The sequence below is a fragment of the Paenarthrobacter sp. CC6 genome, from assembly GCF_040560085.1.
Lineage (GTDB): Bacteria > Actinomycetota > Actinomycetes > Actinomycetales > Micrococcaceae > Arthrobacter > Arthrobacter nicotinovorans.
In genome coordinates, this window is sequence record NZ_JARDAN010000020.1 from 80,254 (window position 1) to 93,004 (window position 12,751).

The window sequence follows — 12,751 nt, forward strand, 5'->3', positions numbered from 1 at the left end:
TAGCAGTCTTATCCACATAGCGATGAAGGGCCGTTACGGGCTGCAGGCGCAGTCCCTAGGCTGAATGCAGTGGCCACGCTTCCCAAGCAGCCCGCGCATACGGCGGGACATCTTCATCGAAAGGCACCATCCATGACCGTCATCTCCGTTGATACCGAGTTGCTGCAGCTCAAGTCCGCCAACGTCAAAGGAACTGTGGACCGCATCAGTACAGACGTGCACACCATGAGACGCGGCTTGGAAGAACTGCAGGCCAGCTGGAAAGGCTCAGCTGCCAACAACTTCCAGGCCCTCCTGGTGGAATGGTCGCTCACCCAAAGCAAGGTCGAAGCTTCTCTGGATTCCATCACCATGGCATTGGCCTCGGCCGCAACCAGCTACTCAGAGGTGGAACAAGGCAATACCCAACGCTTCGCCTACTAGGATCCACTCGGACCAAACGTCCCGATCCAGGACGCTTCGAACTCCTGCAGGGCCGTTGAACTCCTGCAGGGCCGGCTGTCTTCCCCCTGTGCATCCGGCCCTGCAGGTTATACCGGGCTGTCTCAGCTACTGTTTTTCGAGCGTGCCCTGGTGGAACCGCAGCCGCCACTGGCCCCGGTCGAGCGTCCAGACGGAGCTGCGGAGCGCTGAACCGGAATGGCTGAAACTACGGTAAGTCAGCAGGATGGTGTTTTCGCTGAGCCGGTCCGCGCTCAGGAGTTCCAGTTCCGTTGCCTCTCCCGGGTCTTCTTCCAGGGCCATCATCATGGCATCGCGGGTCCAGTAGCGTCCCGAGCTGCCGATTTCGGCGAAGTCCGGGTGAAGGAGAACTCCGATCCTTCCGATGTCGGCCCTGACGTCCGGCCTGAGCAGTTCGCGTTCCAAGGCAAGGACGGTGTCCTCAGCCGAGAGCTCGGGCGCTGAAGTGGCATCTCCCAGTTCGCTGAACAGGTCGGGCTGGCCGAAGAGGCCCGCCTCGCCAAACAAGGTGGGCTCGAAATGCGGCCGGATGCTCCGGTCAGGACGCGCGGACGCCGGAAGTGCATTCGAGGCGGACACAGAAGCGACCCCGGAGGCCACGGCAACGGGCTCGGACCGGACCGGTACCTCCGATACCGTCGTCGCTGCCGGAGATCCCTCGCCGGCAGCGGTTGCCTTCTCCTGGGCTCCAGGGAAGCCGGGGCCACTGCGCGGCGCTATGCCCTGCTGATAAGCCGTGGCCACCGCGCGTGCGCGCTCGTCCGCTGCCTCATTGAGGTCATGGCCGGCATGGCCCTTGACCCACTCAAACGTGTACTTGCGTCCCGCGATCGCTTGGTCGATCTCTTTGAGGAGGTCCACATTCAAGACGGGCTTCCCATCGGCCTTCCGCCAACCCTTTCGCTTCCAGCCCGGCATCCACTTGGTTATGCAATTGATGACGTATTGGCTGTCGCAAAGGATCAGCAGTTCTTCGTGAGGTACGTGGGCTGTTGACCGGAAAAGGTCAAGCACAGCCATCAATTCACCCTGGTTGTTGGTGCCGTGCGGCCACCCTCCCGCGCGCCAACAGGAGTCATCAACGTACCAGGCCCAGCCGGCCGGTCCAGGATTACCGAGGGCAGACCCATCGGCGGCAGCAATAATCGTCATGCATTAATCCTGCCAGACCGCACCGACACTTAAACGCGCCCGCGCCCCGGCAGCCAGCAGCAGCAGGCTCCAAAAGACCTGACCGCGGACGCACAACGGCGGCCCCCACCGGAGTGGGGACCGCCGTCGCGTGTTTTCAAGCGTGAGCCTGGCGCTGTATCGCTACAGCTGTGGGGCTTAGAAGCCGCCCATGCCGCCCATGTCGTCGCCGCCGGGAGCCGGAGCGTTCTTCTCGGGCTTGTCTGCAACAACAGCTTCAGTGGTCAGGAAGAGACCAGCGATGGAAGCAGCGTTCTGGAGAGCCGAGCGGGTGACCTTTACGGGGTCGTTGACGCCGGCAGCCAGAAGGTCTTCGTAGACGCCCGTGGCAGCGTTCAGGCCGTGGCCGGAAGGCAGGCCGCGAACCTTGTCCACCACAACGCCCGGCTCCAGGCCGGCGTTGAAAGCGATCTGCTTCAGCGGTGCGTCGATGGCAACCTTGACGATGTTGGCACCCGTTGCCTCGTCACCCTGCAGGGTGAGGTTGGCGAATGCCTTGGCGCCTGCCTGGATGAGGGCAACGCCACCACCGGCAACGATGCCTTCTTCAACAGCAGCCTTCGCGTTGCGGACTGCGTCCTCGATGCGGTGCTTGCGTTCCTTGAGCTCAACTTCGGTGGCGGCACCCGCCTTGATGACTGCAACGCCGCCGGCCAGCTTGGCCAGGCGTTCCTGCAGCTTCTCGCGGTCGTAGTCGGAGTCGGAGTTCTCGATCTCGGCGCGGATCTGGGCCACGCGGCCTGCGATTGCGTCAGCGTCGCCGGCACCTTCAACGATGGTGGTCTCGTCCTTGGTGACAACAACCTTGCGGGCGGTGCCGAGGAGGTCCAGGCCGGCGTTTTCGAGCTTGAGGCCAACTTCTTCGGAGATGACCTGGCCACCGGTGAGGATGGCGATGTCGGCCAGCTGGGCCTTGCGGCGGTCACCGAAGCCCGGAGCCTTGACGGCAACAGACTTGAAGGTGCCACGGATCTTGTTGACGATCAGGGTGGCCAGGGCCTCGCCCTCGATGTCTTCGGCGATGATCAGCAGCGGCTTGTTGGACTGCATGACCTTCTCCAGAACCGTGACGAGTTCCTTCACGTTGGAGATCTTGGAGTTGACGATCAGGATGTACGGGTCTTCGAGGACCGTTTCCTGGCGTTCTGCGTCCGTGACGAAGTAAGCGGAGATGTAGCCCTTGTCGAAGCGCATGCCTTCGGTGAGCTCAAGTTCCAGGCCGAAGGTGTTGGACTCTTCAACCGTGATGACGCCTTCCTTGCCCACCTTGTCCAGGGCTTCGGCGATCAGGCTGCCGATTTCCGGGTCACCGGCAGAGATGGAAGCCGTAGCTGCGATCTCTTCCTTGGTTTCGATTTCCTTGGCGGAGGCCAGCAGTTCGCTGATGACTGCCTCAACAGCCTTCTCGATACCGCGCTTGAGGGACAGCGGGTCGGCGCCTGCGGCAACGTTGCGCAGGCCTTCCTTCACCAGTGCCTGGGCGAGGACGGTTGCAGTGGTGGTACCGTCGCCAGCGACGTCATCCGTCTTCTTGGCAACTTCCTTGACCAGTTCTGCACCGATCTTCTCGTAAGGATCGTCCAGCTCGATCTCCTTGGCGATGGAAACGCCATCGTTGGTGATCGTGGGGGCGCCCCACTTCTTTTCGAGGACGACGTTGCGTCCACGCGGGCCGAGGGTGACCTTGACGGCGTCTGCGAGGATGTTCAGGCCCCGCTCGAGGCCGCGGCGTGCCTCTTCATCAAATGCAATGATCTTGGCCATAACGGCGGTAGTCCTTTCGGGACAGTCGTTAAGAAGGTACCTGTCAGATGGGGTGCCCGCGACGGACGGTCCTTCACGTGCGGCCTCTGTATGCCCCGCGTTCCGAACCTCACCCCACCAAGGTGTTTCTTGATCTCCCAGCGATCCCACCACTGTCCGCCACCGGGGAAACCCGGGCCGGATTTAGCAGTCGAACCGCAGGAGTGCTAAATCAATAATTAGCACTCGACCGGGGAGAGTGCAAGCAGAGCCTCCACTTTTCGCAGTAAAAACACGGGTTTCAGCCGATAGCTGATGGCGATGCGGGACAACCCTGAAAGTCAGGCGACGCGAACACCCTCGGCCTGCGGTCCCTTCTGGCCCTCCCCCAGTTCGAACTCCACCCTCTGGCCCTCCTCGAGGGCACGGAAGCCATCCATCTGGATAGCCGACCAGTGCACGAAGACGTCGTCGCCGGACTCATCCACAGTGATGAATCCGTAGCCCTTTTCGGCGTTGAACCATTTGACGGTTCCCAATGCCATGATGCCCACACTTTCGCAGTAGCCAAGACCGGTTGCCGGGATCTCCGGACCGGAATTAGTCCACTGTAACCACAGTCACTCCGCCGGCGCTGCCCCCAATGGGCGGGGTGCTGGTTTTGTTATTGAGGCTTAACCGAGTTGGCCGTTTTGGGCCGTGGAGTCGCGCCGTTACTGGTAGCCGGGTCCCGCTACGACAACCAGCGGCTGCTGCACATCCGGGGTCTCAATGATCGTCTGGATGCCCAGGAGGGTTCCCAAGGCCTCTGCATTGGCCTTCTGCGCCGGAGCGTTGTAGAAGATCACCGAAGTCTGCTGGGGAATGCCGCCCCAGTTGGCTACCGTGCTGAGCGTCCAGCCACCGCCCTGCACCAGGCCTGCAACCCTGCCCGCCAAGCCGGCAGTACCTGCCCCGTTGTAAACCGCCACCGGAACGCTCTTGTCCACCGGCGCCGATGACGGCGTCGCTGACGGAGTGCTCGACGGCGTCGGCTGGGTGCTCGGTTCGCTGGAAGCGTGCGGGGCGCTGCTCGATTCGGAAGGCGCAGCGGACGGCGAGGTGGATGTTTGCTGGGGTACCGGCGTCGAGACGTTTGACGACGCGCTGGGCGCGACAAGCCCAAGGTTCGGCAGGATGAGGAACGCTACGAGGCCGAGCACCAGAGCCACAGCTCCAACAGTCAGAACCGGCCACAAGGTGGGACGCGCGATGTCCTGGCCGTCGCGATGAACGCCCTGCCGGGAGGTGTTCTGTGGGACCTGGTCGAATTCGTCCCTGGCATATTTGGTCATGGTGAAGCGTTGTCCTTGCTGGTTGCTGCTGACAGATCAGCCTGGCGATTTACGCGTCCGACCCCAAGCGCCGCGCTGTCCGCGCGCGTTGGCGGGACGTACGTAGTCTACGCAATCTCTTGACGAGCATGGGGTCGTGGGCCAGCGCGTCCTCGGTGTCGATCAGTGCATTCAGGATCTGGTAATAGTGGGTGGCAGAGAGGTCGAAGAGCTCCCGGATAGCCTGTTCTTTCGCGCCGGCATACTTCCACCACTGCCGTTCCAGCGCCAACATCTGCTGATCACGCTCACTCAATGGGGAGTCGCTTCGGGTACCGGCCGTGAGATCTTCCAAGGCCAACCCGTCGGCCTGCGGCGCCATTGGTTCCGGTGCTGGTTCTGCCACGGCATACTCCTTCGACGCTTGTTGGGGAAAATGTCCTACCCCCATGTTACGGGCGAATAACATCACTGTCATTCGCCCGACCTCCGCCACGCGGGAGACAATGGCCAGGTGACTGGCGAGGATGCTCTCTTTGATCTTGAACCTGCGGGCCCGGAGGACGCGGGCTTGGCTGCGCTGCTTGACCGTCCGATTGAGGAGCTGATGGCTCCCGACTGGGCCGATGCCCTGCGTCCGGTCGAAGGCCAACTGCGCGATGCCCTGTCCTTTGCCGCCCGGCGTGCCAACGACGGCAAACAGATCCTCCCCGCCTCCGGGAACATCCTCCGGGCGTTCCAGCAACCCTTGTCCGACGTCAAAGTCCTCCTCCTGGGCCAGGATCCCTATCCGACACCGGGACACGCCGTGGGACTCTCCTTCTCCGTCTCGCGCGAAACACGGCCCATCCCCCGCAGCCTTGCCAACATTTACCGAGAGCTTCATGACGACCTCGGCCTCCCACCCCGCGTCCATGGCGATCTCAGCGCATGGACGGAGCAAGGCGTCCTCCTCTTGAACCGCGTCCTCACGGTCGAGGCCCGCAATGCCGGCGCCCACCGCGGGAAAGGATGGGAGGCCATCACGACGGCGGCAGTCACCGCCGTCGCACAGCGGACGGACGGTGCGGGACGGCAGAAGCCGCTGGTCGCAATCCTGTGGGGCAAAGACGCCGAAAGTGTCGTGCCGCTGCTGGAGGGGGCGCCGTCGGTGGTCTCCGTCCATCCAAGCCCGCTCTCGGCGTCCCGGGGCTTCTTCGGTTCCAAACCCTTCAGCAGGACCAACGCATTGTTGGTCGAACAAGGCGCGGAACCTGTCGACTGGGAACTCCCGGTCCTGTAGGACGTGAGGGAGCGTCCGGCCCAAGCACGCGGAACGTGAGGGAGCGTTTGTAACCTTCGACTTGTAACCTTCGACTCATACCCGGCCGGGGCCCAGTCGATTAGCTTAGGCTTACCTATATGACTGCTCTCCCCGTCACCTCGTCCGCCACACGCAAAAGCCGTCCGCAGGTCAACCTGACCGTCTTGCGGAACGAGCGCCTTTCGCCCCACATGGTGCGGATCGTGGCCGGCGGTCCGGGGTTCAACGACTACGTCAACAACGACTACGTGGACCGCTACGTCAAGATCGTCTTCCCGCAGGACGGCATCGACTACGAGCAGCCCCTGGACTTGTGGGCCATCCGCGAGACCATGCCACGCGAACAGTGGCCGCATACCCGGACCTACACCATCCGCTGGGTGGACCTGGAGGCACAAGAACTGGCCATCGACTTCGTGGTGCACGGGGATGAAGGCCTTGCAGGTCCTTGGGCGGCCAAGGCCAGGCCCGGGGATTCGCTGATTTTCACTGGTCCGGGCGGCGGCTACAACCCATCCCCCGACGCCGACTGGTACCTGTTTGCCGGAGATGACGCAGCGATCCCTGCGATCGCCGCATGCATTGAGGCCCTGGACGCCGACGCCCGGGGAACCGCCTACCTCGAGGTAGACAGCGAAGCCGACATTCTTCCCCTCGCAGCGCCCCACGGAGTCGAACTGCACTGGCTGCTGCGCAAGGGCACGCCGGCCGGCTCCAGCCCCCTGCTCCTGGACGCCCTGCGCAGCACCGAATGGCTGCCGGGACGCGTCGACGTCTTCGCGCACGGCGAGCGGGGGTACATGAAGGGCCTCAGGGAGATCTTCTTCGTCCAGCGCGGCCTGGAGCGTTCGCAGGTTTCGTTGTCCGGGTACTGGGCCCTGGGCCGTGTGGAAGAAGTGTTCCAAGCTGAGAAGAAGCTTCCCGTCGGCCAGATCTAGCCGACTTTTTGTACAGATATTGCCCCTAAAAAGGCCTTTTAGGGGCAACATCTGTACAAAAACTCCAGAGGGGGGAGGCGGCCTAGCGCCGGCGCACCCGGCGGCGTTCGTTGCTGGAAAGACCCTTGGTCAGCGGCCTGGCGAGGTTGTCGCCGAGAACGATTCCTGCGGCTACCCCGAGTACGATCGCGCCTGCATTCAGCATTCCGCCCGCACCCAGCAGGATGTTGCCGCCTTCCACGGTCAAGGCATACATTGACCGGAAAATGGTGAGCCCCGGCAGCAGGATGAGCGCGGCCGGAACAGCCACCACCAGCTGCGGGGCACCCAGCTTCAACGCCACCACACGGGCCAGGAGGCCAATGGCCACGGCCGCAACGGCTGGAGACAAACGGTCCCCCAGGCCGGCCTGGCCGACCCCCCACAAAACGAAGAAACCTACCAACCCGACTGCCGCCGTCGGAATCAACAACCGCATCTGGGTCTGTTCCGTCACGCCGATTGCCACTACGGCGACGGCGATCAGGATGGCCTGGCCCCACAGCGGGTACGCGTCGGGGAACGTCTGGGTGACGTCGAGGACGGCGCTGCCCATGAGTGTCCCGACCACCACGGCCACGCCGATGCCCGCCACGATCGCGCCAAAGGTCAGCAGCGTGGAGAGGAACCGGCCTGCGGCAGTAACCGGAAAGCCGTTGATGGCATCCTGCACCGAGGACACCAGCCGGCCCGTGGGAAGGAGCAGCAGGATTCCACCGGCCACCACAATGGATGGGGCGATCTCCACCCCCGCCCAACGGAGCATCAGGGCAACGAACGTAACCAGGAAGGCGCAGGCCATGGTGTTGAAGAAGTCCGCCGTCCGCCATCTAACAAGCTGGCGGGACAGCAGGCTGATGAGGATGTTGGAACCGAAAGCCACCGCCGAGGCACCAATGCCGCCACCCAACACACCCACAAAGACTGCGGCGAAGATACCGAAGGCGATCGTCACCATCCACCGGGGGAAGGGTTTGGCACTGCGGATGATGCCGTTCAGCCGGCGAACGGCTTCGTCACGGCCAACTCCCCCGGCCACGATGTCGGTGACCAGTTGATGGACCTGAGCCAATCCGGCGTAGTTGTTGGTCCAGGAGCGCACCACCCTCAGCAGGGTGATGGGGGTCTGGTCCTTGGGAGCGTAGTTGATGGCCACCGACTGGTTGGTGATGTCCACTTCCACGTTCTTCAGTCCGAGCGCGGCCGTGACAGCGATCATGCTCGTCTCTACTTCCAACGCACCCGCACCGTAACGGAACATCACTTCGGCCAAATGGAGCGCGAAGTCGATGGTCTTGCGGGCCGAGGCGTCCACGCCAACCACCTGGATGGTGGGATTGGCGTAAGGACTCCCGGCGAGCCGGTCCACGATGTTCATGGGAGCGGTAGGCGGACTATCGCCCTGCACCAGGCGCATCAGCATGCGTTTGGCGTTGACGTTCTGCCGGACCTGCGACGGGCGCAACGGCTGGGTCTTTGGCAACCCGTCGGTCTGGGGCCGGCTGGCGGACCCATCGGGGCGTTCAGTCACGCGGCGATCCTCCCTTGGCTGTTTGATCAGCGGTTACCCCGCAGGTTTCGTACTACCGGCAATTTGCCCAGCGGCAATCGTCCCAGAACTGTCTGGGCGGCCCCTGCGAGCTTCCTGGCCACACGGTACGCCGTGTACTTCAGGGGACTGACCGGAGCAACGAAGTCACCCAGCAGCTGGACTACCTCGCCACCGAATCCCTTCTTGAATTCATAGCCACCGTGCCCGGTTTCGTCCTGGCCCTGGATGCCGAAAGTCCCGTAGAAGTTGTAGCGGGAGTAGCCGTTGTTCAGCGCGTGCAGCATCATGCCCCAGTAAAGGGACGTTGCGCCGTTGAAGTAGATGTAGTCCTGCACGGTGCCGCCGATGACGCACGTGAGTTCGTCACCTGAACACGCAAAGTGAATGGCAGCTACGGTAGCCACGCCCACGGAGTCCGGGAAGCGCTCAATGTCCTTCAGGCTTCGCTCGTAGCTGTCCACGAGATCCTGGACCACTTTGACGCGGTTGGCTTTCTTCTTGCTGCCGGTTTCCTCAACCTCCCGCTTGAGGTCAGCAAGGGTAGCGGATTCAGCTTCCAGGCGTTCGGTAATGGAGGCCCGGTACTCGGGGATGTTGATCTTGGCCATCATGAGCTTGGTGAACTCATCGGAGGTGTTCCTGAGGAGTTGCTCGTAGTACTCGCGTTCGCGGTACGTGAAGCCCTTCTCGTCGCCGGCAGTGCTCAGCGCGCTGTAGAAGTCATCCAGCGTTTCCAGCGTGGCCTGTTCCAGGTACACGCCGTTCTTCTCCGCTTTCCTGATGGCCTTGCGGGTGCGGTAGTTCATACCCATGATGAGCTCTTCGGAATCGGCGATGCCGTCGAGCTGCTTGATGAACATCCAGTTGATGTTGGCGAAGTTCATGTCGAAGCCCTGGTGCTGGAAGCCAAGGCCTTCCAGTTCCTTGAGCAATGGACGGTTGTCCTCGACTTCCGGATGCTCCGCGCCGTCCTCATCGCGCGCGATGTACCGGAGGTTGGGTGATATCCGCAGTTCTGCGGCCTTCTTCGAGGCCGCGTGCTTCTTCAACTGCCCGACGACGAAGCGAACCACTGCCGGGTCGCTGTAGTCCATCAGTGGTCCCTTGGCGCAGTCAGCTGTCTTGTAGCCAAAACGGTTGGACGTGTACACGAGCTTTCCTGCTGAGATAAGGCTCCCGCCCCGGGTCACGCCGAAGAGCTCGACTTCCTGTCCGCGGGCGCGCTGGAAACGCGTCAGGTCCATGGACTGGATGAAGCTCCCCTGCGGGTGTCCCTTGGCAAACGTCTCGAAATCAGCGTCGCTGAGAATCACGAATTCCATGTCGGTTCCAGCCTCGATCGGAGTCAAAGAAATTACCTCGCCTAAGTTAGATTTGCGCCCGTTGGTGGCCGGGGCGGGCCTTTTCGCTGGCTTGTTGGCTTTTGCTGCCGGTCAGTAGAACTGGCCTCCGGTGCGCATGGTTTCAAGTCGACGGAACACCCGCTCGGCCCCTTTGAGCCACAGCTTGTAACGGACCGGACCCAGCACGAGGTCGTAGCAGCCCACGAAGTCCGTGACCGTCTTGGTGAAGCTTGTCTTGAACGACCCCAGACCATACAGCGGGTGGGTCTTGTCCTTGATCCGGGCTCCTGGAGGAGTGCCGCAGAAGTCATACTCGACGCAGCCAAGTTCCTGCATGCGCTGAATGGCAGCCCACTGGACCAGGTGCGAGTCGCCATACTGTTTGCGGTTCTGTGTCGACCCGCCATCCTTGTAGGTGGCTTTGGAACCGTAATTGATCACAAACGCGCCTACGCTCGGGGCATCGTCCTCGTACACGAAGAAGAACTGTCCCTGTCCACGACTGCAGAATGCACCCCAGAACGCGGCATAGTACTCATAGCTCCGCAGAGGCATGGCGCCCTTGGCGTTCACGGTGTTCTGCATGAGGGCGTAGAGCTTGCGGTAGCTTTCCTCGCCCGCCTCTTCCTGCCGGACATCGCAGCCCTCGCGCTCTGCACGGCGGACTGCGTTGCGGGCCCGGGAGGAAATGCTCCGAAGCACTTCATTGGCAGGCGCTGAGATGTCCAGCAGCGCGGTGGAGTCGTTGGACTGTATATTCGGGGCCTTGACCAGGCCACTGGCCTTCAGGTGAGCGGCTACCTCAGGCGACTCCACGACGTCGGGCTCTATCTTGATGGTGAAGACGTTCATCTTCTGTTCCCGCGCCAAGGAAGCGACGGCGTCCAGCATGGGCTTGATGTCGTCAACGGACCCGGCGTCCGGACCCTTGATCAGGTACCAGAGCCGTCCCAGGACGGGGAACTTCTTCTCCAGCAGGAGGTTGTAGCTGGCGTAGTCAGCGGTCTCGATGACGAGCCGGCGGACAAGCCACCCATTGCCGTCCTTGACTGCCGCGTAGGCGTCCGACTGCAGCATGTTGCCACCGTTCGGGTTGGCAGTGACGTGCTTGTCCCAATTATCGATTTCCTCGGCAGTGGCAAAGCGGGCGGTAAATTCTCGCAAGGTGGCCGTGTCCAATCTCAGGGTTTTGGTGCAGTGTTCAAAAGCATCGTGCGCATGCGGACATGCAGCCCCAAGTCTATCGGGCCGAGAAAAATCGGGCTGATTCCCGGGCGGACCGGGCAAACGAAACGCTCAGCACAAGCCCGGCAAGGGGTTCGCTAGGCTTGGAAGCCACCATCCACTCGTTCCACTGCGTACATCGTCCACAGCTGATCCGGGGAAATCTATGCCAACGAACATCGAAATCAAAGCGCATGTAGACAGCATCGAACGTCTGCTGCCCACCGTGCTTTCCCTGGGTGGCTCGGAACCCGGGCACAGCTCGCAGGACGATACTTTCTTTGAGTGTCCGGGCGGCCGGCTCAAGCTGCGCGTGACCGGCGATGGCCACGGAGTGCTGATCTTCTACCGCAGGGCAGACGAACCCGGTCCGAAGTCTTCCTACTATGTTCATTCAACAACGTCCGATCCGGATGGTCTGCGTCAGGTCCTGGCCGACGCTTACGGGGAACTTGGGCGCGTTCGCAAGCACCGTGCCGTGGTCCAGGTGGGAGAGGCCAGGATCCATCTGGACTCCGTGGACGGGCTCGGTGACTTCATCGAGCTGGAAGTGGCCGTGGGTGGAGTGTTCGGACCCGAAGAGGCCACCGAACAGGCCCATCAACTCATGGAAGCCCTGGGAATCAGCCCTGCGGATCTGGCGAAGGGCGCCTACCTGGATCTGATCATGGCCAAGCTGTGACCCCGTTCCACCAAGTGGGCGAGCCTAGAGCCTGATCTGCTCCATGCTCTCCAGTTCCATCGCTTTCGGCTGCTTCCCCAGTTCACGCTGGCCACTGCCAAGACGGTCGGCGTTCGCGAGGCGGCTGAGACTCAGCCCGGTGAGGTCGGCGATCTCCCCGATGGGGACCTGGAAGGTCCGGAAGGGACCCAGGGGCGGAGGTTCGCCTTCCAGAAGCCGTTGATCAATGGCCCTCTTCAGTTCCACCTTCCCGAGCAGTGGTGACTGGTCCAGAACGAACCCGACGGCGGCCAGCTTGGCATCGTTGGTCCATGCCGCAATCTTCCAGAACTTTCGAGGGATCCGGACACCACGGTAGGGCTGATCATCCTCAAGCAGGACCGGCCCCGTGAAGACGCTGATCTTGGCGTCATGGGCATCGGCGTGCCCCAGGACATGGTCCTCCAAGCCCACCCAGAGTTCCTTGCCTTGGTTGAAATCGTCCACTTGCGGCGCCGCATTGGTGAATGAGAACGTCTCCTGGTTGGCCTTCTTGGCAGTGGCGGCGTCCCCCCAGACGGGATCCAGCCGGCGCACCAAGTGGCCGCGATCGAAGGCGTTGTTCTTGTAGACGTCCGGACCCGCCTGCTGTTCCCGGGGGATCCTGTCATCGAAATGCCAGGTTCCTTCCCGCGCCAACGGGTTCAGTTCTGCACCGCTGATGTTGACTCCCACGATCGCCGCGAGCTTCCGGGCAGCCCGGAAACGCACGGAGAAGTGGGTGTAGTCCAGCAGTATCGTCGTTGCCGACGGACTGGGCAGTTCAAGGCGTGCCCGCAAAAAATCCCTGTCGTATCCCCCGCTCATGGATACAGCATGGCACTACGCACTGACAGTAAAAAGACTCAGCATTCGACGACGTTGACGGCGAGGCCGCCCATCGCGGTTTCCTTGTACTTATCGGACATGTCCTTGCCCGTCT

The 12,751-nt window shown here is 62.2% G+C and carries 13 protein-coding genes; 4 read left to right on the forward strand and 9 right to left on the reverse strand.

Features of this window, described 5'->3' with window-relative positions; translation table 11 throughout:
- The first annotated feature begins 132 nt into the window (after positions 1 to 132).
- A complete protein-coding gene (locus PV760_RS17895; RefSeq protein ID WP_018779558.1) occupies positions 133 to 423 on the forward strand; it encodes a WXG100 family type VII secretion target in 291 nt (96 codons plus the stop codon).
- A gap of 126 nt (positions 424 to 549) precedes the next feature.
- Here PV760_RS17895 and PV760_RS17900 read toward each other — a convergent pair whose 3' ends face one another.
- The 5 genes from PV760_RS17900 to PV760_RS17920 form a co-directional block, all read right to left on the reverse strand.
- Positions 550 to 1,614: a ribonuclease HI family protein gene (locus PV760_RS17900; protein WP_039240005.1), complete on the reverse strand. Its 1,065-nt coding sequence runs from the start codon at positions 1,612 to 1,614 to the stop codon at positions 550 to 552.
- Between the two features lie 177 nt (positions 1,615 to 1,791).
- Positions 1,792 to 3,417 (reverse strand): chaperonin GroEL, encoded by a 1,626-nt coding sequence (gene groL, locus PV760_RS17905; RefSeq protein ID WP_018779556.1) that lies wholly within the window; start codon positions 3,415 to 3,417, stop codon positions 1,792 to 1,794.
- A gap of 320 nt (positions 3,418 to 3,737) precedes the next feature.
- Positions 3,738 to 3,941 (reverse strand): cold-shock protein, encoded by a 204-nt coding sequence (locus PV760_RS17910; protein WP_011773737.1) that lies wholly within the window; start codon positions 3,939 to 3,941, stop codon positions 3,738 to 3,740.
- 168 nt (positions 3,942 to 4,109) lie between these two features.
- Positions 4,110 to 4,730: a LytR C-terminal domain-containing protein gene (locus tag PV760_RS17915; protein ID WP_354628371.1), complete on the reverse strand. Its 621-nt coding sequence runs from the start codon at positions 4,728 to 4,730 to the stop codon at positions 4,110 to 4,112.
- A 49-nt stretch (positions 4,731 to 4,779) separates the two neighbouring features.
- Positions 4,780 to 5,115: a DUF3263 domain-containing protein gene (locus PV760_RS17920; RefSeq protein ID WP_039240001.1), complete on the reverse strand. Its 336-nt coding sequence runs from the start codon at positions 5,113 to 5,115 to the stop codon at positions 4,780 to 4,782.
- A 108-nt stretch (positions 5,116 to 5,223) separates the two neighbouring features.
- On the opposite strand from PV760_RS17920, the gene PV760_RS17925 reads away from it, so the two are divergent.
- Positions 5,224 to 5,991, forward strand: coding sequence for a uracil-DNA glycosylase (locus tag PV760_RS17925; protein ID WP_055973380.1), 768 nt, complete (start codon positions 5,224 to 5,226; stop codon positions 5,989 to 5,991).
- 119 nt (positions 5,992 to 6,110) lie between these two features.
- Positions 6,111 to 6,950, forward strand: a complete 840-nt coding sequence (locus PV760_RS17930) for a siderophore-interacting protein (protein ID WP_018779552.1) — start codon at positions 6,111 to 6,113, stop codon at positions 6,948 to 6,950.
- Between the two features lie 82 nt (positions 6,951 to 7,032).
- On the opposite strand, the gene PV760_RS17935 is transcribed toward PV760_RS17930, so the two are convergent.
- From PV760_RS17935 to PV760_RS17945, 3 genes are all read right to left on the reverse strand, one after another.
- On the reverse strand, positions 7,033 to 8,520 hold the full coding sequence (locus tag PV760_RS17935; protein ID WP_018779551.1) for a threonine/serine exporter family protein: 1,488 nt from the start codon (positions 8,518 to 8,520) through the stop codon (positions 7,033 to 7,035).
- 26 nt (positions 8,521 to 8,546) lie between these two features.
- Positions 8,547 to 9,863, reverse strand: a complete 1,317-nt coding sequence (locus PV760_RS17940) for a peptidoglycan bridge formation glycyltransferase FemA/FemB family protein (protein WP_354628372.1) — start codon at positions 9,861 to 9,863, stop codon at positions 8,547 to 8,549.
- A 111-nt stretch (positions 9,864 to 9,974) separates the two neighbouring features.
- Entirely contained in the window at positions 9,975 to 11,063 is a 1,089-nt protein-coding gene (locus PV760_RS17945; protein WP_354628373.1) for a lipid II:glycine glycyltransferase FemX, read from the reverse strand.
- A gap of 211 nt (positions 11,064 to 11,274) precedes the next feature.
- Between PV760_RS17945 and PV760_RS17950 the strand changes: the two genes are divergently transcribed.
- Complete coding sequence (locus PV760_RS17950) at positions 11,275 to 11,790, forward strand: class IV adenylate cyclase (RefSeq protein ID WP_079581250.1); 516 nt, start codon at positions 11,275 to 11,277, stop codon at positions 11,788 to 11,790.
- Positions 11,791 to 11,814: 24 nt separating this feature from the next.
- Here the strand turns inward: PV760_RS17950 and PV760_RS17955 are convergent, their stop codons facing one another.
- On the reverse strand, positions 11,815 to 12,636 hold the full coding sequence (locus PV760_RS17955) for a DNA/RNA non-specific endonuclease (RefSeq protein ID WP_354628374.1): 822 nt from the start codon (positions 12,634 to 12,636) through the stop codon (positions 11,815 to 11,817).
- Positions 12,637 to 12,751: the final 115 nt, after the last annotated feature.

Excerpts from the sequence above, each read along its gene's own strand:
- PV760_RS17895 (WP_018779558.1), top strand. The coding sequence starts at position 133 with ATGACCGTCATCTCCGTTGATACCGAGTTGCTGCAGCTCAAGTCCGCC.
- PV760_RS17900 (WP_039240005.1), bottom strand. The coding sequence starts at position 1,614 with ATGACGATTATTGCTGCCGCCGATGGGTCTGCCCTCGGTAATCCTGGA.
- groL (WP_018779556.1), bottom strand. The coding sequence starts at position 3,417 with ATGGCCAAGATCATTGCATTTGATGAAGAGGCACGCCGCGGCCTCGAG.
- PV760_RS17910 (WP_011773737.1), bottom strand. The coding sequence starts at position 3,941 with ATGGCATTGGGAACCGTCAAATGGTTCAACGCCGAAAAGGGCTACGGA.
- PV760_RS17915 (WP_354628371.1), bottom strand. The coding sequence starts at position 4,730 with ATGACCAAATATGCCAGGGACGAATTCGACCAGGTCCCACAGAACACC.
- PV760_RS17930 (WP_018779552.1), top strand. The coding sequence starts at position 6,111 with ATGACTGCTCTCCCCGTCACCTCGTCCGCCACACGCAAAAGCCGTCCG.
- PV760_RS17940 (WP_354628372.1), bottom strand. The coding sequence starts at position 9,863 with ATGGAATTCGTGATTCTCAGCGACGCTGATTTCGAGACGTTTGCCAAG.
- PV760_RS17950 (WP_079581250.1), top strand. The coding sequence starts at position 11,275 with ATGCCAACGAACATCGAAATCAAAGCGCATGTAGACAGCATCGAACGT.
- PV760_RS17955 (WP_354628374.1), bottom strand. The coding sequence starts at position 12,636 with ATGAGCGGGGGATACGACAGGGATTTTTTGCGGGCACGCCTTGAACTG.